21 protein-coding genes and 2 pseudogenes are annotated in these 21,190 nt (G+C 73.2%); 12 read left to right on the top strand and 11 right to left on the bottom strand.

Annotated features, from left to right (window positions below):
* Window positions 1-128: 128 nt before the first annotated feature.
* The 5 genes and pseudogenes from IE313_RS08640 (at window position 129) to IE313_RS08620 (ending at window position 4,610) form a co-directional block, all read left to right on the top strand.
* Window positions 129-650, top strand: a complete 522-nt coding sequence (locus tag IE313_RS08640) for a gluconokinase (RefSeq protein WP_189930385.1) — start codon at window positions 129-131, stop codon at window positions 648-650.
* Window positions 651-866: 216 nt separating this feature from the next.
* Window positions 867-2,264: a GntT/GntP/DsdX family permease gene (locus tag IE313_RS08635; protein WP_189930384.1), complete on the top strand. Its 1,398-nt coding sequence runs from the start codon at window positions 867-869 to the stop codon at window positions 2,262-2,264.
* A gap of 83 nt (window positions 2,265-2,347) precedes the next feature.
* A pseudogene (locus tag IE313_RS08630) lies at window positions 2,348-3,140 on the top strand (SDR family oxidoreductase).
* 124 nt (window positions 3,141-3,264) lie between these two features.
* The gene (locus IE313_RS08625; RefSeq protein WP_189930383.1) at window positions 3,265-3,867 is read left to right on the top strand and encodes a GOLPH3/VPS74 family protein; all 603 of its coding nucleotides are present in this window, start codon (window positions 3,265-3,267) and stop codon (window positions 3,865-3,867) included.
* A gap of 281 nt (window positions 3,868-4,148) precedes the next feature.
* Window positions 4,149-4,610, top strand: a complete 462-nt coding sequence (locus IE313_RS08620; protein ID WP_189930382.1) for a pyridoxamine 5'-phosphate oxidase family protein — start codon at window positions 4,149-4,151, stop codon at window positions 4,608-4,610.
* A gap of 48 nt (window positions 4,611-4,658) precedes the next feature.
* On the opposite strand, the gene IE313_RS08615 is transcribed toward IE313_RS08620, so the two are convergent.
* The 3 genes and pseudogenes from IE313_RS08615 to IE313_RS08605 all read right to left on the bottom strand — a co-directional run.
* Window positions 4,659-5,408, bottom strand: coding sequence for an SDR family oxidoreductase (locus IE313_RS08615; protein WP_189930381.1), 750 nt, complete (start codon window positions 5,406-5,408; stop codon window positions 4,659-4,661).
* Window positions 5,409-5,493: 85 nt separating this feature from the next.
* Window positions 5,494-6,465, bottom strand: coding sequence for an alpha/beta hydrolase (locus tag IE313_RS08610; RefSeq protein ID WP_189930380.1), 972 nt, complete (start codon window positions 6,463-6,465; stop codon window positions 5,494-5,496).
* A 100-nt stretch (window positions 6,466-6,565) separates the two neighbouring features.
* Window positions 6,566-6,880: pseudogene (locus IE313_RS08605) on the bottom strand (putative quinol monooxygenase); the annotation flags it as partial.
* 144 nt (window positions 6,881-7,024) lie between these two features.
* Between IE313_RS08605 and IE313_RS08600 the strand changes: the two are divergent.
* Window positions 7,025-7,930 (top strand): AraC family transcriptional regulator, encoded by a 906-nt coding sequence (locus IE313_RS08600; protein ID WP_189930379.1) that lies wholly within the window; start codon window positions 7,025-7,027, stop codon window positions 7,928-7,930.
* Window positions 7,931-8,084: 154 nt separating this feature from the next.
* Here the strand turns inward: IE313_RS08600 and IE313_RS08595 are convergent, their stop codons facing one another.
* From IE313_RS08595 to IE313_RS08565, 7 genes are all read right to left on the bottom strand, one after another.
* Window positions 8,085-8,939, bottom strand: a complete 855-nt coding sequence (locus IE313_RS08595) for an NAD-dependent epimerase/dehydratase family protein (protein WP_189930378.1) — start codon at window positions 8,937-8,939, stop codon at window positions 8,085-8,087.
* A gap of 166 nt (window positions 8,940-9,105) precedes the next feature.
* Entirely contained in the window at window positions 9,106-9,495 is a 390-nt protein-coding gene (locus IE313_RS08590; RefSeq protein WP_189930377.1) for a cupin domain-containing protein, read from the bottom strand.
* Window positions 9,496-9,531: 36 nt separating this feature from the next.
* On the bottom strand, window positions 9,532-10,239 hold the full coding sequence (locus IE313_RS08585; protein ID WP_189930376.1) for a cytochrome b/b6 domain-containing protein: 708 nt from the start codon (window positions 10,237-10,239) through the stop codon (window positions 9,532-9,534).
* Window positions 10,223-10,957: a molybdopterin-dependent oxidoreductase gene (locus tag IE313_RS08580; RefSeq protein ID WP_373316950.1), complete on the bottom strand. Its 735-nt coding sequence runs from the start codon at window positions 10,955-10,957 to the stop codon at window positions 10,223-10,225. The genes IE313_RS08585 and IE313_RS08580 overlap by 17 nt, the downstream gene beginning before the upstream one ends.
* Window positions 10,958-11,020: 63 nt before the next feature.
* Window positions 11,021-12,586: an APC family permease gene (locus tag IE313_RS08575; protein ID WP_189930375.1), complete on the bottom strand. Its 1,566-nt coding sequence runs from the start codon at window positions 12,584-12,586 to the stop codon at window positions 11,021-11,023.
* 58 nt (window positions 12,587-12,644) lie between these two features.
* On the bottom strand, window positions 12,645-13,592 hold the full coding sequence (locus IE313_RS08570; protein ID WP_189930374.1) for a hypothetical protein: 948 nt from the start codon (window positions 13,590-13,592) through the stop codon (window positions 12,645-12,647).
* 358 nt (window positions 13,593-13,950) lie between these two features.
* Window positions 13,951-15,606, bottom strand: coding sequence for an FAD-binding dehydrogenase (locus IE313_RS08565; RefSeq protein WP_189930373.1), 1,656 nt, complete (start codon window positions 15,604-15,606; stop codon window positions 13,951-13,953).
* Between the two features lie 227 nt (window positions 15,607-15,833).
* Between IE313_RS08565 and IE313_RS08560 the strand changes: the two genes are divergently transcribed.
* The 6 genes from IE313_RS08560 (at window position 15,834) to IE313_RS08535 (ending at window position 20,479) form a co-directional block, all read left to right on the top strand.
* A complete protein-coding gene (locus tag IE313_RS08560) occupies window positions 15,834-16,727 on the top strand; it encodes a DMT family transporter (protein WP_189930372.1) in 894 nt (297 codons plus the stop codon).
* On the top strand, window positions 16,685-17,305 hold the full coding sequence (locus tag IE313_RS08555; RefSeq protein WP_373316956.1) for an NUDIX hydrolase: 621 nt from the start codon (window positions 16,685-16,687) through the stop codon (window positions 17,303-17,305). Before IE313_RS08560 ends, IE313_RS08555 begins: the two co-directional genes overlap by 43 nt.
* Before the next feature lie 12 nt (window positions 17,306-17,317).
* Entirely contained in the window at window positions 17,318-17,707 is a 390-nt protein-coding gene (locus IE313_RS08550) for a YidH family protein (protein ID WP_373316955.1), read from the top strand.
* On the top strand, window positions 17,704-18,015 hold the full coding sequence (locus tag IE313_RS08545; RefSeq protein ID WP_229924480.1) for a DUF202 domain-containing protein: 312 nt from the start codon (window positions 17,704-17,706) through the stop codon (window positions 18,013-18,015). The genes IE313_RS08550 and IE313_RS08545 overlap by 4 nt, the downstream gene beginning before the upstream one ends.
* Window positions 18,016-18,190: 175 nt before the next feature.
* The gene (locus IE313_RS08540) at window positions 18,191-19,258 is read left to right on the top strand and encodes a phosphotransferase family protein (RefSeq protein WP_189930369.1); all 1,068 of its coding nucleotides are present in this window, start codon (window positions 18,191-18,193) and stop codon (window positions 19,256-19,258) included.
* Window positions 19,259-19,264: 6 nt separating this feature from the next.
* Window positions 19,265-20,479 (top strand): acyl-CoA dehydrogenase family protein, encoded by a 1,215-nt coding sequence (locus tag IE313_RS08535; RefSeq protein ID WP_189930368.1) that lies wholly within the window; start codon window positions 19,265-19,267, stop codon window positions 20,477-20,479.
* Between the two features lie 107 nt (window positions 20,480-20,586).
* Here the strand turns inward: IE313_RS08535 and IE313_RS08530 are convergent, their stop codons facing one another.
* The gene (locus IE313_RS08530) at window positions 20,587-21,180 is read right to left on the bottom strand and encodes a TetR/AcrR family transcriptional regulator (protein WP_189930367.1); all 594 of its coding nucleotides are present in this window, start codon (window positions 21,178-21,180) and stop codon (window positions 20,587-20,589) included.
* Between the last annotated feature and the right edge of the window lie 10 nt (window positions 21,181-21,190).

Here is a 21,190-nt window from a genome sequence, read left to right as displayed (position 1 = left end):
CCGGCGTCGGCGGCCGTGGCGCACGCCAGGCGGCCGCGTCGCCCCGCGGGCCCGCAGCCGCCTTCGCACCCGGGCCCGGGACCGGCCGCGCCCGCGAGGGCGACCATGCACAGGACAGCGAGGCAGAGATGCGCACCCCCCAGGTCGTGGTGGTCATGGGCGTGGCAGGGACCGGCAAGACGACGATCGGCCCCCGTCTCGCCGCCGCCCTCGGCGTGCCCTATGCCGAGGGCGACGACTTCCACCCGCCGGCGAACATCGCGAAGATGACCGCCGGCACCCCGCTGACCGACGACGACCGGTGGCCCTGGCTCGACGCGATCGGCTCCTGGGCCCGCGGCCGGGCGGGGCGCGGGGGTGTGGTGAGCAGCTCGGCGCTCAAGCGGAGCTACCGCGACCGGTTGCGGGCGGCGGCTCCCGGCCTCGTCTTCGTCCATCTCGCCGGCGACCGTCGGCTCATCGAGGACCGGATGGCGCACCGCGAGGGCCACTTCATGCCCACCGCACTGCTCGACTCGCAGTTCGCGGCCCTGCAACCGCTCGAAGCCGACGAGGCGGGAGTCACCGTGGACGTCTCCGGCGGCCCGGAGCAGATCACGGAGCGGGCGCTTCGGGCGCTTGACGACCTCACCGGGCCGGCGCCCGTATGACGGCCCCGCCTCCCCGGTGCCGTGCGCCCCGCCACGGCGGGCACGTCCCGAGCCCCCGCCCGCACCCGCCGCACGCACGGACCCCCCGCAGATGAACCGCCGGCACCCGCGCCCCGTGCAGCCCGTGGGCCCCCCGCGGTGCCAGGACCGCACAGCGCACCCGTACCAGCCGGGCGGCCCCACTCGCCCACCGTCACCACACACAAGGGAAACACCGTGACCGGACTCAGCGTCGAGATGCTGGCAGCGGACGCCCCCGAGCCGATCTCCTCGGCGGGCCACGCCCAGCTTGGGATAGCCGTCCTCGCGGGCATCGCGGTCATCGTCCTGCTCATCACCAGGTTCAAGGTCCACGCCTTCCTGTCGCTGACCATCGGTTCGCTGGTGCTCGGCGCGGTCGCCGGAGCACCGCTCGACAAGGTGATCACCAGCTTCAGCACCGGCCTCGGCTCGACCGTCGCCAGCGTGGGCGTGCTGATCGCGCTCGGTGCGATCCTCGGGCGGCTGCTCGCCGACTCCGGGGGCGCCGACGAGATCGTCGACACCATCCTCGCCAAGGCCGGCGGGCGCGCCATGCCCTGGGCCATGGTGCTGATCGCGTCCGTGGTCGGACTGCCGCTGTTCTTCGAGATCGGCATCGTGCTGCTGATCCCGGTGGTGCTGCTGGTCGCACGGCGCGGCAACTACTCGCTGATGCGCATCGGGGTGCCCGCGCTCGCCGGCCTGTCGGTGATGCACGGCCTGGTGCCACCGCACCCGGGGCCGCTGGTCGCGATCGACGCGGTCAAGGCCAACCTGGGCGTGACGCTGGCGCTCGGCATCCTCGTCGCCGTCCCGACGGTGATCATCGCCGGCCCGCTCTTCAGCCGGTACGCGGCCCGCTGGGTGGACGTACCGGCGCCCGAGCGGATGATCGCGGCCCGGCCCTCCGAGGATCTTGAGCACCGGCCCCGGTTCGGGGCCACCGTCGCGACGATCCTGCTGCCCGTGGTGCTGATGCTGCTCAAGGCACTGGTCGACATCGTGGTGGACGACCCCGAGGACACCGTGCAGCGGATCTTCGACGTGGTCGGCAACCCGCTGGTCGCCCTGCTGGCCGCGGTGCTCGTCGGTATGTTCACGCTGGGCCGGGCGGCCGGGTTCACCCGGGAGCGGCTCTCCTCGACGGTGGAGACCTCGCTGGCCCCGATCGCGGGCGTGACGCTGATCGTCGGCGCGGGCGGCGGCTTCAAGCAGACGCTGATCGACTGCGGTGTGGGCGACATGATCCTGGACGTCTCCAAGGCGTGGTCGATACCCGCGCTGGTGCTCGGCTGGCTGATCGCGGTGGTGATCCGGCTCGCGACCGGCTCAGCGACGGTGGCCACGGTCTCGGCGGCCGGTCTGGCGGCGCCGCTGGCGGCCGGCATGTCGAGCACGCACGCGGCGCTGCTCGTGCTGGCGATCGGCGCGGGTTCGCTCTTCTTCAGCCATGTCAACGACGCCGGATTCTGGCTGGTCAAGGAGTACTTCGGGCTCAGTGTCGGGCAGACCGTGAAGACCTGGTCCGTCATGGAGACCATCGTCTCGGTGGTCGCGGGCGCACTCGTCCTGCTGCTGTCCCTGGTCATCTAGGGTCCTTCGGTCGCCACGGCGGTCCCCGGCGGCCCCCTGTGCGGGGCCGGCGCCGGGGACGCCCCGACGGGTACGGAGACGTCATGACCGCCCACCCCCCTCGACATCGCGGGGCGCACCGCACTGGTCACCGGCTCCAGCCGGGGCATCGGACGCGCGCTGGCGCGGGGCCTGCTGGAGGCGGGCTGCACGGTGGTGCTCAACGGCCGCAGCCCGGCGGCCCTGGGCGAGGCCGCGCGGGAACTGGCAGACCGCACCTGCGCCGCGGACGCGGGGGCCGCCGACCGGGTGCACACCGCGGCGTTCGACGTGACGGACGCGGCCGCGGTGGCCGCCGGGATCGCGTCGGTCGAGGAGCGGGTCGGGCCGCTCGACGTCCTGGTCAACAACGCCGGCATGCAACTGCGCGCCCCGCTGCTGGAGTTCACCGACTCCGACTGGCACCGCATCCTCGACACCAACCTCACCAGCGCGTTCCTGGTGGGCCGGGAGGCCGCCCGGCGGATGACCGGACGCGGGCACGGCAAGATCATCGACATCTGCTCGCTGCAGAGCGAAGTGGTGCGCCCCGGCATCGCTCCCTACGTCGCCGCCAAGGGCGCCCTGAAGATGCTCACCAAGGGCATGTGCGCGGACTGGGGGCCCTACGGCGTGCAGGTCAACGGCCTCGGGCCGGGGGACGTCGACACCGAGCTGACCCGGCCCCTCGTCGACGACGAGGAGTTCAGCTCCTGGGTGCGCCGCAGGACGCCAGCGGGCCGCTGGGGCACCACGGACGACCTGGTGGGCGGCGTCCTCTTCCTCGCCTCGCCCGCGGCGGACTTCGTCAGCGGGCAGGTGCTCTACGTGGACGGCGGGATGACGAGCGTGCTGTGAGGCGCGGTGGGCGCGGAGTCGGAAGGGGACGCGCGGTGAGCGGAGTGGACTTCGCGGACTGAACCACGGCCGCCGTCCCCGCGCTACAGTCGGCTCCGTACAGGCCACTGCCCTGGAGCCGTCCATGACCACACCCCGAGACCTGCTCATCGTCGCCCTGGACGAGGCGCCCCCGTCCATGGGGCAGGGCGACCTCTCGCTCGCCCTCGCGGGAGCCGAGGCCATCGACCTCCTCGGCACCGGGAGCGCCCGGCTGGACGGGGAGCGCATCCTGCCGGGCGCCGGGCCCGGCACCCTCGACCGCCTCCTGGCCGAGGCCGCGGCGTCGCTGGAGGACCCGGCTGAGGGCGAGACCGTGGAGGACTGGCTGTGGCGCAGGGGCCGCGGCCTGTCCGCTGCCTACCTCACCGCCCTGGAGCAGGAGGGGCTGGTCACACGGCAGCACCGCCGCTGGGCGCCGTTCCGGGCCGGCAGGACCGTGCTGGCCGACACGGCCGAACGACGCGGCGCGGCGGAGCGCTGGGCCGCCGGCGAGCCGGTGCTCGCCGCCCTGGCCGCGGCCCTCGGGATGCGCACACCGGCCGGCGAGGTCGCGGCACCGGCCGGCGACACGGTGACCGCGGTGCTCGCCGCCGTCAACGACGCCGTGATGGAACTGGAAGCCGTTCGGCAGCGGCGGGCCATCGAGGAGGCCGCCTTCGACAACGTCTGGCGGGGCACCGGATAGCGGAGGCTCCCGGCCTCCCGGGGCTTGCCCGCCCGGATCCCGCGGGGCCCCGCGGGGCGCCGCGTGCAGGCCCAGCGGGGCCGGTGGCCGAGCCGGCGGGCCGTGTCGTGCACGGGGCCGGACGACAGGCGTCGTGGACAGGGGCTGGATCCCGTTGCAGACGAGGGGGATCGGCCCGTTGGGGGGTGCGTCCGGGTCAGAGGCCGAGGCGTTCATCGGTCGCCGGGAGTAGGCCCTTCGCCTCATGCGCGCTTCGGGCCCTCTGGCTAGGATCGGCACTCATGCGGACCACGGGGACTGCTCGCCGCCGGGCGGCGGAGCGCAGGCGCGACACTCTGCGACGGCTCGTTTCCGAGCGGGACGTGTGGGTGTCGACGGCACATCCTGATCACGGGCCGTACCAGGTACCACTGTGGTTCCTGTGGGATGGGCGAGCCGTGTGGATGTGCACCGGTGCCACTTCCGTGACCGCGCGGAACGTCCGCGCCGAGCCGCGCGTGCGCCTGGCGCTGCCCGACACCTTCGATGTGGTGCTTCTCCAGGGAGCGGCGGAGTGCTTCCTTGACCAGGAGGTGCCCGGAGAGGCGGCCGGGGCGTTCGCCGCCAAGTTCGGGTGGGACCCGCGTGCGGAGGAGGGTTCCTTCCTGTACGTGCGCGTGGCGCCGGAGAGTGTGCGCGCGTGGCGCGGCGAACCGGAACTGCGCGGCAGGGTCATCATGCGCGACGGGACGTGGCTTGCCTAGCGGCCGTCCGCGACCGACGGTCAGCGCCGGTCGCGTCGGCTGCTTCGATCACTTCGCCTGGGCGAGCATGACCGCGTCGGGACCGGCCGGGAACCGGAGCTGACCGGTCGTGTCGTGCACCGCCCGCCACACCGTCTCGGCCACGTCGCTCTCCTTGGTGAAGACGTCCTGGCCCGTGAAGTCGTCCATGGCCTTCTTCGCGAACGCTGCGTAAGGTGCCGGGACCAGTTCCTCCGGCGAAGAGCCGTGCGTCGCCGTGGCAGCGAAGTTCGTGGTCAGGCAGGCGCCCGGTTCGACCGTCCTCGCCCGCACGCCGAAGGGCGCGAGTTCGAGCGCGAGGGACGCGGTGAAACCCTCGACGGCCATCTTGCTCGCCTTGTAGACAGCGGAGAGCGGCATGTGGCCCAGCACCACGCTGGAGGTCACGTTGATCACCACGCCGGAGCCGCGCCTGCGGAACTGGGGCAGCACCGCCCGGGTCGTCGCCATCACACCGAAGGTGTTGGTCTCGAACACCTCCCGTACGCGGGTCATGGGGGTCCCCTCGAACACGCCGATCGACGGGATTCCGGCGTTGTTGACCAGGGCGTCGAGGGGGCCGGCCGCCTCGAACGCAGCAGTGACGCTCGCGGGCTCGGTCACGTCGAGTTCGAGCACGCGGAGCCGGTCCGACTCGGGAAGGACGTCCGGACGCGGCGTGCGCATCGCGGCAACGACGTTCCACCCCCGTGAGTGGAAGTACAGGGCGCTCTCGCGCCCGTATCCGGATGAGGCACCGGTGATCAGAATCGTCTTCACGGTGTGGTCCTTTCGATGTGGTGGATCCCGCGGGCGGACGGACATGTTCCTGTGCGCGGGAGAACTGGTGATCGCATTGCACCGCTCACCGGCGGGCTCGGTTCGGGGACAGGACCCGGGCCAGCCAGTCGGTGCGGGTCCTGCGGGCCGTGGTCGAGATGCTCGCGTGCGGGTACAGCGCGTCGAAGCCGTGGAAACCCCCCGCCCAGACGTGGAGTTCGGCCTGGCCTCCCGCCGCCCAGATACGGGTGGCGTAGTCGGTGTCCTCGTCGCGGAAGACCTCGGCGGAGCCGGTGTCGATGTAGGTGGTCGGCAGGCCCGAGAGGTCGTCGGCCGACGCGGGTGACACATAGCCGGGCACCTCGTCGCCGGGCAGGCCGTCGAGGACCGATCGCCATCCGAACTCGTTCATCTCGCGGGTCCAGACTCCGGGGTCACCGGAGTACTGGCGGCTGGACGCGGTGGTGTTGCGGTGGTCGAGCATGGGCCCGATCAGCACCTGGGCGGCGATCGCCGGGGTCCCCCGGTCGCGTGCCATCAGTGCCACGCCGGCGGTGAGACCGCCACCCGCGCTGGCGCCCGCGACGACGACGCGGGCGGGATCGACGCCCAGGTCCTCGGCGTGTTCCGCGACCCAGAGCAGCCCCTGGTAGCAGTCGTCGACCAGGGTCGTACCGGCGGCCTCCGGCGCCAGCCGGTAGTCCACCGAGACGACTACGGCGCCGAATCGGCCGAGCCACTCCAGCGGAATGTCGATCTGCGAGAAGCGGTCCCCCATGACCATCCCGCCGCCGTGCATCCAGTAGACGCACGGCGCTTTCGGTGAGCGCTCGGCCCCAGCGGGACTGAAGACCGACAGCGGGATCCGCCCGCCGTCCGGACTCGCGATGGCGACCTCGCGCCGGTCGATCGCCCGGCCTTCGAGGAGGGGTTCGACGGGCATCGAGGAGAAGGGACGGACCTGCGCGAGCACTTCCGGGCCGAGCCGGGACATCAGCGGCATGTCTGCCAGGAGTTCACGCAGTTCGGGGTCCAGGGCGGGTCGTGCCGTGGTCATGGTCGTCGCCTTTCGAGTGGTGCCGCACGGTCGGGTGGAAGGGGGCCGCCTCGGCAGGCGCCGAGCGGCAGGAGGCCGGCGGACCGGCCCCGGGCCTGAAGAAGGCGGCCTTGCCGCGGACCGGGATGTGGTCCGTGTACTCGGACTCCTTGGCCAGCAGTGGGTCGATCTGCGCGACGATGGCCCGGGCGGCCTCACCGGCGAAGATCCGGTGGTGGTCCTCCTCGCTGGTCCAGCCCTCGGTGACGTGGACGACGTCGGGTTCGGACGCGGAACGGGAGACGAGGTAGACGACGCAGTACTCGCTCGCGCCGGGGCTGCCCTCGTTCAGCCCGGTCAGCAGCAGGTCGACGAGCCGGTCGCCCATGCCGGGCCTGGCGGTCAGGACGGCGTTGAAGCCGTAGTTGACGATCACCGATTCCCTCTTCCGTGACGATGGAGTGGCGTAGTTCCATCAAAAGGGCCTGACCTGCACAAACGTTAGAACGATGCTCGCGTGTTCATGCACGATCCTCGCGAGGGTCCGAACCGTGACACAGAAAAGTGCTGCAATGGACGCGTGAGCCTCGAAGAACTCCGCACCCTGCTGGACCGGCACGCACGGCCCGACTGGACCACCGCCATCGACGGCGTCCTCATCTCGAGGATCGACCGGTCGGATCCGCCGGCGCCCTCGATGTCCGGCACGGTGCTCGCGGTCATCGCCCAGGGCGCCAAACGGCTCGCCCTCGGCGAGCGGGTGTACACGTACGGGCCCGGGCAGTACCTGGTCGCATCCGTCGATCTGCCCGTCACCGGGCAGTTCACCCGGGCCGCACCCGAGCAGCCCGCACTGGGGTTCGGTCTCACGCTGGAACCCTCCGCCGTCGCCGAACTCCTGCTGCAGACCGGGCCCGAGGACGCTCCCCCCGCCGTCGCGGGCGCACCGTCGGCAATCGCCGTCGCCGACGCTCCGGCCGCACTGCTCGACGCGGTGGTCCGGCTGCTGCGCCTGCTCGACGAGCCGCGCGACCGGGCCGTACTGGCCCCGATGATCAAGCGCGAGATCCTATGGCGCCTGATCACCGGGGAGCAGGGCGCGACGGTTCGCCAACTCGGACTGGCCGACAGCAGCCTCAGCCACATCTCCCGGGCCGTGCGTTGGATCCGCGAGCACTACGCGCAGCCCTTCCGGGTCGAGGACGTGGCGCGGCTCTCGGGCATGGGCGTCTCCGCCTTCTACCGCAACTTCCGGACGGTGACGGCGATGAGCCCCATCCAGTTCCAGAAGCAGATCAGGCTCCAGGAGGCCCGGCTGCTGCTCGCCACCCACCCCGGCGACGTCGTCGGGGTCGGCCACCGCGTCGGCTATGACAACCCTTCGCAGTTCAGCCGGGAGTACCGCCGCCAGTTCGGCGCGCCACCCAGCCTGGACGCCGCCCGTATGCGCCAGGCCGTGCCCGCCCCGGCGGCTGTCCTGCCTTGAGCCCCGGACCACCGGTCGGTGATCGGTTCGAGGCGGGGTGGTGCAAGGGGGCCCGGGTCGCTCATCCAGTGCCTCGGCCACAGCGCGTCCCCCTCGACCGCTGCTGACCCGTCGAACCGCACCGAGCACGGCTCCGGGCAGGCCCCGGACAGCCCTAGACGTGGTTGCGCCAACTGTGCACCGGCGCGTAGCCGAGCAGGCGGCGGGCCCTGGCGGTGGACATCAGCGACTCGTTGCGGCCGAGTTCGCCCCTGATCTCGACGTCCGGGAACTCGGCGGCAGCCAGTTCCGCCGACGGCGTGGACATCACCGTGTCCGGGCTCGCGATGACGAAGACCTCCGCCCCGGTGGCGTCGTACTCCAGGCCCCGGCGAACGGCCTGGGCGCCGTCCCTGGCGTCGATGTACGACCACAGGTTCCAGCGCCGCAGCCGGGGGTCGGCGTCGAACGCGGGGAAGCGCGCGTAGTCCGGCACCTCCATCACGTTGGAGAACCGCAGTCCGACCATCTTCAGCTCCGGGTCCCACCGGCAGAGCTGCGCGGCCATCTGCTCTTCGAGGTGCTTGGCCAGCGAGTAGTTGGTCTCCGGCCGGCCCGGGTACTCCTCGTCCACCGGCAGGTAGGGCGGCGGCGTCTCGAAGGGCAGGCCGAGCACCGTCTCGCTCGACGCCCAGACCACGTTGCGGACGCCGGCCAGCCGGGCGGCGGAGAAGACGTGGTGGGTGGCCGTGATGTTGTTGTGGAACACGGCCGTGTTCGGCAGCAGTCCGGGCGCCGGCACGGCGGCGAGGTGCGCCACGGCGTCCACGCGGTCGTAGCGGTCGTCGACCGCCGTCAGGGCCCCCACGGTCTGCCCGTAGTCGGTGAGGTCCACCCTGACGAACGGGCACAGCCGTTCGTCCGGTGCCACCCGGTCGAGGTTGACCACGTCCCAGCCGTGGTCGAGCAGTTCCCTCACGACGGCGCGGCCGAGCTTGCCGCTCCCGCCGGTGACGACGACACGGGACACCGGATCACACACCTTTGCGCACGGGGGTTCACACCGGCATCAGACAATCACACCGGATCCGCCCCGGCACAGTGCCCCGCACGGGAAGCCGGCGCACACGCGCGCCGGAAGGCGGCACGGTGCCCCGCGCGGGAGCGGTGCGGGCGGCGCGGGCCGCGCCCCCGCGTCAGCCGGGCGGCGGCGAGGACTCCCCGCGCGGCACCGCGTAGCCGGGTATGGAAGGCCACCGGACGGTCAGCACCACCGACTCCTCCTCCGCGAACCAGGAGTGGTCGACCCCGCGCCCCCACACGACGTAGTCGCCCTGCCGTTCGAGCACGACGCTGCGACCGGGCAGCTCGACGCGGAACCTGCCGCTGACGAGCACCAGGAAGGCCGTCCTCGCCTCGCCCCGCACCCACTGCGCGCGCCGGTCGCCGCGCGGGTGCACGCTCCACTTGACCTCGACGTCCTCGCTGCGGCGGGGGTCGCCGGGGTCCCTGAAGTGCCCGAGGAGCCAGCCCCGGTCCAGTGCGCCGTCCCTGCCCGCGTTTCCCACGTACACGGTGTCGTCCACAGGCCGGGACGCTAGCAGCAGGGCGCGGCCGTGCTCTCAGGGGCGCCACAGGCGGTGCTCGCGCTCCGCCCAGGCACGGCTGACCCAGCCGGTGCGCATACCGCGGCGGGCCTCGGGGTCGGCGAAGGCCATGCCGATGTGGCCGGCGAGGACGATGCCCACCGCGAGCGCGAGCCAGTCGTGGACGAAGGTGGCGCCGACGCGCAGCACCAGGGGTGCGAGGCGGGTGAACCACATCAGCAGTCCGGTGCCGAGCATCACCAGCACGGCCCCGGCGATCCACGCCGCGTAGACCTTCTGCCCGGCGTTGAACTTCCCGGCCGGGCGTGCCTCGGGCCGGGAGTCCCGGCGCCGGGCCGCTCTGAGCCATCTGCGGTCGTAGGGGGCGAAGCGGTTGAGCCGCCGCAGATCGGCGCGCAGCGCGCGGGAGACCAGCCCGGCGAGCAGCGGCAGGGGCAGCAGCAGTCCCGACCACTCGTGGACGGTGACCACCAGGACCCGGCGTCCGACCAGCTCGGCGAGCTGCGGTATGTACAGGAAGGCCGCGGTGAGCACGCACACGCCCATCAGAGCGCCGGTGCTCCGGTGCACCCAGCGCTCGGCCCGGCTGAAGCGGCGCACCCGCGCGGGGCGCTGCGGGGCGGTGGCCGTGTCCGTCGCCACCGGGGCGTGCACCGCGCCCGCGGCCGGCGCACCACCCGTCGCGGCACCGCCGCCGGGCGCGTCCTCAGACCGTCGGCGCATCGTCGCGTCCGTTCGAGCGGCCCACCCAGCCGTCCACGTCGTAGCCGTAGTGCTCCCAGTAGCCCGGTTCCACCCGGTCGGTGACGGTGATGCCGGAGAGCCACTTCGCGGACTTGTAGAAGTACATGGGGGCCACGTACAGGCGCACCGGGCCGCCGTGCGCGTGGCTCACCGGCTTGTCCTGCATGCGCAGGGCGACGAGCACGTCGTCGCGGCGGGCCTGGGGGAGCGTGAGGCTCTCGCTGTACGCGCCGTCGAAGCAGGTGAACCGCACGGCCCTGGCCGAGGGCCGCACGCCGGCCGCGTCCAGCAGCCGGGACAGCCGCACGCCCTCGAACGGTGTGCCGGGCACCCGCCAGCCGGTGACGCACTGGACGTCCTTCACCAGCCGGGTCTGCGGCAGTCCGCGCAGGTCGGAGAGGCTGTAGGAGCCGGGGTGGTCCACCAGGCCGTCGACGGTGAGCCGGTAGTCGGTGGCGTCCTTGGTCGGCACGGACGCGGCGACCGAGTAGTAGCGGAACCCGCCGCCGTTGGGCAGCAGGCCGGTCAGGCCGGTCGGGTCCCTGTCCGCCGCCGCACCGAGGAACGATTCGAGGCCGTCCTGGAGCGGCCGGGCGGCCGCCACGCCCAGTGCGCCCAGCCCGACCATGCCGAGCACCAGGCGCCGCCCGACGGGTGTACCCCGGTGGTCGCGGTCGAAGGGTTGTTCTGAGGTCACCCCCCGATTCGACCACCCGGGCCGCCACGGCACCAGGGCGGGGTGCCATCCGTCAGCATTCCGTCATATGTCGCCCACGAGGTCGGCGACCCGCTCCAACTGGAACGCCTGGTTGCTCAGCCCGATCCGGGTGTAGACCTGCGGCCGCACCGAGCGCAGCACCAGCCCCTGCACCAGGCCGGCCACCGCGGCCGCGCCGATGATGCCGGGCAGCAGCCAGGTGAGCCCCGAGCCTGGCCCCGAGCCGACCAGGACGTCGAAGTCCCTGACCGTGAAGCCCACGATCACCAGCAGTGCGGCGCCTGCGACGCCCGAGGCGACCAGCCGTCCGAGCTGCGCGCGCCCCGCGCCGCGCCGTACGAAGAAGACGATGACGGCGAGGGAGGCGACGGCCATCAGCAGCAGCACGCCGAGCGCGCCGACGTTGGCCATCCAGGTGAACAGGTGCAGCACGGGGGCGGTCGGGTCGCCGGCCGGCCCGTCGTCGTGCAGGGCGAAGGCCCCCACGACCACCCCGGAGACCACGCTCTGCAGCAGCGAGCCCGCCGCGGGCGCACCGCTGGCGCTGCGGGTGCGCGCGAAGAAGCGGGGCAGCAGCCTCTCGCGGCCCATGGCGAAGGCGTAGCGCGCGACGACGTTGTGGAAGCTGAGGGTGGACGCGAAGATCCCGGTCACGAAGAGGACGTGCAGCACATCCGTGAAGGTGCCGCCGAGACCGGCCGTGGCGAGCGAGAACAGCAGACCGGCGCTCTCCCGGCGGGCGGCCGGCACGATCTGCGCGGGTCCCGCCGCGACCGTGAGCGCCCAGGAGCTGAACGCGAAGAACACCGCCACGCAACCGACCGCGAGGAACATCACCCGGGCCACCACGATCTGCGAGTGCCGGGTCTCCTCCGAGTAGACGGGCGCCTGCTCGAACCCGAGGAAGCCGGCGACGCAGAAGCACAGGGCGGTGCCGACTCCGGTGCCGGAGAGGGTGCGCGGGTCGAAGGCGCGCAGCGACAGGCCCCCACCGCCGGGGTGCGCCAGCGCGGAGACGTCGAAGACGACGACCACGAGCACCTCGGCCAGCAGCAGGGCGCCGAGCAGCCGGGCGTTGACGTCGACCTTCAGCCAGCCGAGCACGCCCACCGCGGCCACGGCCGCCAGCGCCGGTATCCACCAGGCCACGCGCGTGTCGAGATAGGTGGCGAACAGGCCGGAGACCTCGTAGCCGAAGATCCCGTACACCCCGCTCTGCAGCGCGCTGTAGGCGACGAGCGCGACCAGGGCCGCGCTGGAGCCTGCCGTGCCGCCGAGGCCGCGGGCGATGTAGGCGTAGAAGGCGCCGGCGTTGTGGACGTGGCGGCTCAGCTCCGCGTAGCCGAAGCTGAAGAGGGCGAGCACCACGCCGAGCAGGACGAAGAGCAGCGGCTGGCCGACGACGCCCATCACACCGAAGGTGGTGGGCATGACGCCGGCGACCACCATGAGCGGTGCGGTCGCCGCCAGGACCGACAGCAGCAGGCCCGCCGTGCCCAGCCGGCCGGCGAACAGCGCCCGCTCCCCGCCTCCCGTGCTGCCCTCGCCCACGGTGCCGGCGGCCCGGGGCGGTACGGCGCTGCTTCGTCTCGAATAGCCCGTCGACATGGGGGTCCTTTCACCAGGGCTTCTCCGCCTGCTCGCCCGTCCGGGCCCGGGGTGCGGGTCAGGACGGGCCGAGCGCGGCGTCACGGGCGGCACGGAAGGCCTCGTACGGGTCCCTGTCGGGGTACGACCAGGGGGCGGGCGTGGCGTGCGGTCCGATCCGGTGGAACAGCGCCGCGGCCTCGGCGGGTCTGCCCTCGCAGAACTTGGCGTGCGCGAGGAAGTTGAGGTCGACGCGGTTGCGGGGGTGGTCGTCGCGCTCCCACTCCAGCCACCAGTCGAAGGCCGCCTTCATCACCAGCCGGGCCCGGCGGCCGAGCCAGTGCGGGCAGCCGGCCGGATCCGGGGGTTCGCTGCCGACGGCGGCCAGCACCCGATAGCGCTCGGCGTGGGCGACGACCGGCAGGATCGCCAGCGGCGAGTGGGCCGGGGCCTGTTCCGCGGCCCAGGAGGCGAAGTCGTAGACCTCGTGCAGCGGGTCCTGGCCGACCTCGGCGCGGCGCTCGGCGAGCCGGGCGACCATCAGGTGGTGTGCGTGGTGGTGCTCCGGGTGGCGGTGGCGCACCTCGTCGAAGAGCCGCAGGACGTCCTCCTCGCGTCCCATGGTGCGTTCCAGGATGAGCAGCGCCAGCCAGGGGGTGGGGTCGGCGGGCGCCAGCACGGCGGCCTCGTGGCAGGCGTCGCGCGCGACGTCGGGGCGGGTCCTGCCGGCAAGCGCACGGTAGACGGTGGCGCAGGCGAGCAGAACGGCGGCGTCCCTGGAGTCCGGCTCGGTCAGCCGCCAGTCGCCGGCCCAGGCCGCGGTGCCAGGTTCCTGAGCCAGGACCGTCAGCCGGTGGCCCCTGCGGTCCCAGTCGTCGCCGGTGGCCGCGAGCAGCGCGCGCACGGCGGTCCAGCGGCCCCCGGCGAGCGCGCTGCGGGCGGCGACGAGTTCGGGGTCGTCGAGCGCGGCGTCGAAGGTGTGCGCGAGGCGCTTGCGCGAGCGACCGAGAGGCGGGGGTGGGGGCACCGCGGAACTTCCTCACGACGCGGCTAGCGAGCAGATGATCACGCACAGCAAACCGGTAGGGATGACTCCAGTCAAGGCCCGGGACGATGCCTACACGTGTCAGCCCGGCCACGCACAGCAAGAATTGACCGGTGCGATGCGTTCCGGTACGTGCCGGGAAGGGCCCCTCGTGCGGTACGGGTGCCGGGCCGCGAGCTGCCGAACGCGGGGCCGCCGCAGGGCCGGGGCGCCGTGGGGCCGGCCCGCCGTGGCCGGGCCGCCGTGGCCCGACCGGTTCGGGGACCGCGCATCGGGCCTGGCCTCGCACGTTAGGGTCCTCACCCCGGCCCCGTGCGCCCGGCCCCGCGCGCCCCGGCGCTCAGCCCACCGCGCGCGCCGCGGCCCGTCCTGCCGTGCGTCCCGAGAACAGGCAGCCGCCGAGGAAGGTGCCCTCCAGCGAGCGGTAGCCGTGTACCCCTCCGCCGCCGAAGCCCGCGGCCTCTCCGGCGGCGTAGACGCCGGGCAGCGGGTCCCCGCCGTCGGTGAGCACCCGCGAGGACAGGTCCGTCTCCAGGCCGCCGAGCGTCTTGCGGGTCAGGATGTGCAGCTTCACCGCGACCAGCGGGCCTGCCGCCGGATCGAGGATGCGGTGCGGCGCCGCGGCGCGGATCAGGCGGTCGCCGAGGAAGGCGCGGGCGCCGCGCAGGGCGGTGATCTGGAGGTCCTTGGTGTAGGGGTTGGCCACCTCGCGGTCCCGGGCGACGACGGTACTGCGCAGCTCCGCCTCGTCGATCAGGGGCTCCTCGGTGAGCGCGTTCATGCCGCGCACCAGTTCCGCAAGGCCGTCCTCGACGACGAAGTCGGCGCCGTTGTCCATGAACGCCCTGACGGGCCCGGGTACGTCGGCACGCGCGCGGTCGATCACACCGCGTATCGACCGACCGGTCAGGTCCGGGTTCTGCTCGGAGCCGCTGAGCGTGAACTCCTTGCCGATGATCCGTCTGTTGAGCACGAACCACGTGTGGTCATGGCCCGTGTGCATGATGTGGTCGAGGGTGCCGAGGGTGTCGAAGCCGGGGAACAGCGGGACGGGCAGCCGGTTGCCGCGGGCGTCCAGCCAGAGCGAGGAGGGCCCGGGCAGGATGCGGATGCCGTGCCCGTCCCAGATCGGGTTCCAGTTCTGCACGCCCTCCGTGTAGTGCCACATGCGGTCGCGGTTGACCACGCGCGCGCCGGCCTTCTCCGCGACGCCCAGCATCAGCCCGTCGACGTGCGCGGGCACTCCGGTGACCATCGTCCCGGGGGGTGTGCCGAGCCGCTTCGGCCAGTTCGCACGCACCAGGTCGTGGTTGCCGCCGATACCGCCGGAGGTGATGACCACGGCCTGGGCGCGCAGGTCGAAGGAACCGGTGACCGTGCGGCTGCTGGCCCGCCCGCGCTCGGCGTCCGAGGGTTCGAGTATCTCGCCGGTGACGGTGTCGACCGCGCCCGCGCTGCGTGCCAGTGCGGTGACCCGGTGCCTGAACCGCAGGTCGACCAGGCCGCGCGCGGCGCCCGCCACGACCCTGCGCACGAACGGCGCGAGCAGGCCGGGGCCCGTGCCCCAGGTGATGTGGAAGCGGGGCACCGAGTTGCCGTGGCCCGTGGCGTCGTAGCCGCCCCGCTCCGCCCAGCCGACCAGCGGGAAGAACCGCACGCCCTGCGCGCGGAGCCAGGCGCGCTTCTCGCCGGCCGCGAAGTCGACGTAGGCCCGCGCCCACTGCCGCGGCCAGTGATCCTCGTCACGGTCGAAGGCGGCGGTCCCCATCCAGTCCTGGAGCGCGAGCGCATGGCTGTCCTTGATGCGCAGGCGCCGCTGCTCGGGCGAGTCGACGAGGAAAAGCCCGCCGAACGACCAGTGCGCCTGGCCGCCGAGGGACTGCTCCGGCTCCTGGTCGAGCAGGATCACCCGGCGGCCCGCGTCGACGAGTTCGGCGGTCGCCGCGAGTCCGGCGAGACCCGCACCGATCACGATGACGTCTGCGTCATAGGCCATGGAAACATCCCTCTCGCCCCGGCGGCGGAGTGTCGTCCGTGCCGGTTACCGATCAGTCGGATGCTGGTAGATGCTCGATGAAACAGCGCGTCCACGTCAATGCGCCGCTCCCGTCACCGGGCGGGCGGTACGGCACCCGGGGCGCTATGGTCGGCTCAGGAACACATCCCCGCCGGGTCCTTGGACCCCGCCGGGCCCTTGGACCCCGCCGTCGTGAGGTGCGCCTCGTGTCCGCTCTCGAAGTCATCCTTGCCCTCTGTTCCGCCTGCTGCCTGGGCTTCGGATTCGTCCTCCAGCAGAACGCGGCGCAGCGGGCGCCGCTGCGCGACTTCCTGTCCTGGCGGCTGATCCTCGACCTGGCGCACTCCCCGCGCTGGCTCGGCGGCATCGGCCTGATGATCTGCGGTATGGCACTGGGCGCCGTCGCGCTGGGCCGCGGCGAGATCTCGCTGGTGGAGCCCCTGCTGGCGACGAACCTGCTGTTCGCCCTCGCGCTCTCCAGACACCAGACGAAGCAGCCGCTGGGCCGTCAGGGCTGGTCGGGCCTCGGCCTGCTGGCCGGCGGCGTCACGGCGTTCATCCTGGCGGGCCAGCCGCAGGGCGGCGACGCCGTCCCCGACCCGCTGCGGCACTGGCTGATCATAGGTCTGATGGTGGGCGGAGCACTGGCGCTCACGGCAGTGGCGAAACGCAAGCCGCTCGCGGCAGGCCCGGTTCTCCTGGCCGTCGCGGGCGGTCTGCTGTACGGCGTACAGGACGCTCTGACGCGGGTGTGCGGGGAGCGGCTCGCGCACGGCGGCTGGCCCGCGGTGTTCGGGAGCTGGCAGCCGTACGCCATGATCACGCTCGGGGTCGTCTCGCTGATCCTCGTGCAGAGCGCCTTCGAGACCGCGCCGCTGAGGATGTCGCTGCCCGCGCTGACGGCGACGCAGCCGCTGGCGGGCATCGCCTGCGGGGTGGGCTTCCTCGGTGACCGGCTGCACACCGACGTGGGCGCGCTGGCCTGGGAGGCCGGGGGCCTGGCCTCGATCGTGGCGGGGATCGTGCTGCTCGGCCTGCATCCGGCGATGCCCAGCGGCTGCGCGCCGGTGGAGCGCGTACCCGATCTGCAGTCCCACTGAGCGCCCCCGTGGACCCGGCGGAGGAGATCCTCGACGTCGTCGACGCACACGACCGTGTCGTCGGGCAGGCCCCGCGCGGCGAGGTGTACGCGCGCGGCCTGCGGCACCGCTGTGTGTTCGTCCAGGTCCGGGATGCCGAGGGACGGCTCTTCGTGCACCGCAGGACCCCCGGCAAGCTGGTGTTCCCCTCGATGTACGACATGTTCGTGGGCGGGGTCGTCGGCGCCGGCGAGTCGTACGACGACGCGGCGCTGCGGGAGGCCGAGGAGGAGCTGGGCGTGGCGGGCCTGCCACGGCCGGTGCCGCTCTTCAGGTTCCTCTACCCGCCCGGCGGCGACCCGGGGCCAGGCGGTCCCGGGTCGCCCCGCGGGGTACCGGAGGGAGGCGGCACCTGGTGGTCGGCGGTCTACGAGGTCCGCTGCGAGCTGCCGGTGCACCCGCAGGCCGAGGAGGTCGCCTGGCACGCGTTCCTCACCGAGGCCGAGGTCGAGCGGCGGCTCGGCGAATGGCCCTGGGTGCCGGACGGCCTGGCCGCGTACCGGCGGCTGAAGGACCTGCGCTCCGGGGGCCGCGAGTAGGGTGCGCATGTGATCGACCTCCGGCAGTCCGTTCGCCTCTGGTTCGCCCCGGCCCGCATCTCCGAGCAGGGCGAGACGCCCGACTACCGCTTCTCGCTGGCGAACGAGCGGACGTTCCTGGCCTGGTTGCGCACCGCGCTTGCGCTGGTCGGCGGGGGTTTCGCGGTCGACCAGTTCCTGCCGGGGCTGCGCTCCGGCTGGCGGCTGGGGCTGGCCCTCGCACTGCTGGCGGCCGGCGTGCTGTGCGCGCTGCGGGCCATCAACCACTGGGTTCGCTGCGAGCGTGCGATGCGGCGCGGCGAGGACCTTCCCGTCTCCCGCTTCCCGGCACTGATGAGCGTCGTGGTCGCCGCCGTCGCGGTGGCGATGGTCGTCGTGGTGGTCGGGGGCTGGGCCGGGTGAGGCGCTCGGGCCGCGACCCGGGACTCCAGCCGGAGCGCACCCGGCTCGCCTGGCGGCGCACCACCCTGGCCTGCACGGTCGCGGCCGTCCTCGCCGCCCGTGCGGCACTGCGCGGCGGGTCGCCCCTGGCCGGGGCGCTGCTCTGCGCACTCTGCCTGTCCGTCTGGCTGGCCTTCCTGGCCTTCGCCCACCGGCGCATCCGCGCCCTGAGCGCCTCCGCACCCCGGCTGCTCGCCCCCAGGCTGGCCCTGGCCGCCACGGCCTGCACCGTGGCACTCGCCCTGTGCGCGGCGGCCCTGGTGCTGTGAGGCCGCGCGACGGCGCCGCCGGGCGGGCCCCCGGCGCTGCCCGCCAAGGACGGGCGATCCGCCGCACTGGACGGCATACCGACTGGTCGGCATGATGTTCACGGCGCCGTCATCCCGGTGCCACTGCACGGTCGACCAACCGGGACAGGGCCACAGCGAGCACAAGGAGCGAAGCATGGGCGCAGACCATCCGCCGGGGCTCGATCCCCTGCGGCTGCGGGAGCTGCTGGACCGCGAGCGGCCGGAGCTGCTCGGGGGGCCGCTGACCGTCCGGCTGATCGAGGGCGGCAGATCCAACCTCACGTACGACGTCGGCGACGGGCACTCCCGCTGGGTGGTGCGCCGGCCGCCGCTCGGCCATGTGCTGGCCACCGCCCACGACATGCGGCGCGAGCACCGGGTGATCAGCGCCCTGCGGCCGACGCCGGTCCCGGTGCCCCGGACGGTGCTGCTGTGCGAGGACGAGACGGTGCTCGGGGCCCCGTTCTACGTCATGGAGCACATGCCGGGAACGCCCTACCGGACGGCAGGACAACTGGCGCGGCTGGGCCCCGCGCGCACCCGCGCCGTGCTCCTCGGCCTCGTCGACACCCTCGTCGACCTGCACGCCGTCGACCCGCAGGCGGTCGGCCTCGGCGACTTCGGCCGCCCGGAGGGCTTCCTCGACCGGCAACTGCGCCGCTGGGGCAAGCAACTGGCCGCCTCCCGCAGCCGCGACCTGCCCGGCGTCGACGAGTTGCAGGCGGCCCTCGCCCGGGCCCTGCCCCACTCCCCCGCGCCCGCCGTGGTGCACGGCGACTACCGGCTCGACAACGTCCTGATCGACGAGGACGACACCCTCACGGCGGTGCTCGACTGGGAGATGTCGACGCTCGGCGACCCGCTCACCGACCTCGGCCTGCTGGTGATGTACAGCACGCCGCTCGGCCTGCCGCACTCCCCGATCAGCACCACCGCCGCGGCGCCCGGCCACCCGGACCCGGCCGAGCTGGTGGAGCGGTACGCGGAGCGCTCCGGGCGCGATGTGTCGGCGGTCGGCTGGTACACGGCGTTCGCGTGGTTCAAGCTCGCCGTGATCCTGGAGGGCATCCACTACCGCTACACGCTCGGGCAGACCGTCGGCGCCGGCTTCGACCACATCGGCTCCCTGGTGCCGGTCTTCATCGAGCACGGTCTGACCACGCTGCGCGGCCGCCCCGCGCCCGCGGCGCCCCGCACCCCCCGCGACCCGCAGAAAGGCTGACCGGCCATGGACTTCGCGTTCGACGCGCGCACCGAGGAACTCCGCGAACGGCTGCTCGCCTTCCTGACCGAGCACGTGTACCCGGCGGAGGCCGTCGCGCAGGAGCAGCGCGCCGCGCTGGACTCCCCCTGGCAGACCCCGCCGGTGGTGGACGAGCTGAAGGCGCAGGCCCGCAGGCAGGGCCTGTGGAACCTCTTCCTGCCCGACGAGCGCTACGGCGCGGGCCTTGGCAACCTCCAGTACGCCCCGCTCGCCGAGCTGACCGGCCGCTCCCCGCAACTGGCCCCCACCGCCCTGAACTGCGCCGCGCCCGACACCGGCAACATGGAGGTGCTGGCGCAGTTCGGCGACGAGCAGCAGCGCAAGCAGTGGCTCGAACCGCTGCTCGCCGGTGAGATCCGCTCCGCCTTCGCGATGACCGAGCCGGAGGTGGCCTCCTCGGACGCCACCAACATCACCACACGTATCGAGCGGGACGGGGACTCGTACGTCATCACGGGCCGCAAGTGGTACATCTCCGGCGCGATGAACCCCGACTGCCGGATCTTCATCGTGATGGGCAAGACCGACCCCGGCCACGCCGACATCCGCCGCCAGCAGTCCATGGTGCTGGTGCCCCGGGACGCTCCCGGTCTGACGGTGCGCCGCGCCATGCGGGTGTACGGCTACGAGGACCACTACCACGGCGGGCACGCCGAGGTCGTCTTCGACGGGGTGCGGGTGCCGGTGGGCAATCTGGTCGGCGAGGAGGGCGGCGGCTTCGCCATCGCGCAGGCCCGCCTCGGCCCCGGCCGCATCCACCACTGCATGCGGCTGATCGGGATGGCCGAGCGCGCCATCGAGCTGATGTGCCGGCGGGCCGTGTCCCGTACCGCGTTCGGCAAGCCGCTGGCCGGGCAGGGCGTCGTCCAGGAGTGGATCGCGGACGCCCGGGTGGCGGTCGAGCAGTTGCGGCTGCTGGTGCTCAAGACAGCCTGGCTGATGGACACCGTCGGCAACAAGGGCGCGCACACCGAGATCCAGGCGATCAAGATCGCGACACCGCGCACCGTGGCCGACATCCTGGACCGCGCCGTGCAACTGCACGGCGCGGGCGGCGTCAGCCAGGACTTCCCGCTGGCCGAGCTGTGGGCGGCGGCGCGCACCCTGCGGCTCGCCGACGGCCCCGACGAGGTGCACCAGCGCTCCCTGGCCCGCCGCGAGCTGCGCGCCTACCGCTGACCCGCGGCCCCGCACGCCCCGGACCCGGCGCGCGCCGCTCCCCACCGTGCTGGGGAGCGGCGCGCGCCGGCCGTTCGAGCGGGTGCCGCGGGGCCTGCCGGGCGCCCTCAGGGCCGCAGCGCGCGCAGCAGCAGGTCGGCCAGGTGGTCGGCGACCTGCTGGGGGGTGAGCGGCCCGTCGGGGCGGTACCAGGTGGAGAGGTGGTGGACGGAGCCGAAGTGGTAGTCGACCACCAGATCGGCGGGGGTGGCGGTGGAGAAGACGCCGGTCTGCTGGCCCTCCTCGATCAGGGCCCTGAAGCGCTCGTGGTAGCGGCGGCGCTCGGCCCGCACCTGCCGGTTCTTCTCCGGGCTGAGGTGGTGCATGGAGCGAAAGAAGATCGCCGCGTCGTCCAGGTTGTCGATGGTGGTGACGACGACGTCCGCCGCGGCGTCCCGCACCCGCCGCTCCACCGGGGCGTCGGCGTCGGCGAAGGAGTCGAGGCGCTCCTGCTGGAGGCGCAGGACGCGCGCGTAGACCTCCTGGAGCAGATCCTCCTTGGACCCGAAGTAGTGGTACAGCGCGCCCTTGGTCACGCCGGCCGTCTCGACGATCTCCTGCACGGAGGTGCGGTCGTAGCCGCGGTCGGCGAACAGGCGGGTGGCGGCCGCCAGCAGACGTTGAGGGACGGGTTCGCCGTTGCCGTCCGTCGTTGTGGGCACTGCCGCCACC

This window comes from Streptomyces sulfonofaciens (assembly GCF_014656295.1).
In the GTDB taxonomy this organism is placed as follows: Bacteria; Actinomycetota; Actinomycetes; order Streptomycetales; family Streptomycetaceae; genus Streptomyces; species Streptomyces sulfonofaciens.
Note: the sequence above shows the minus strand (reverse complement) of the source record. Positions and strands in the feature narration are given on the sequence as shown.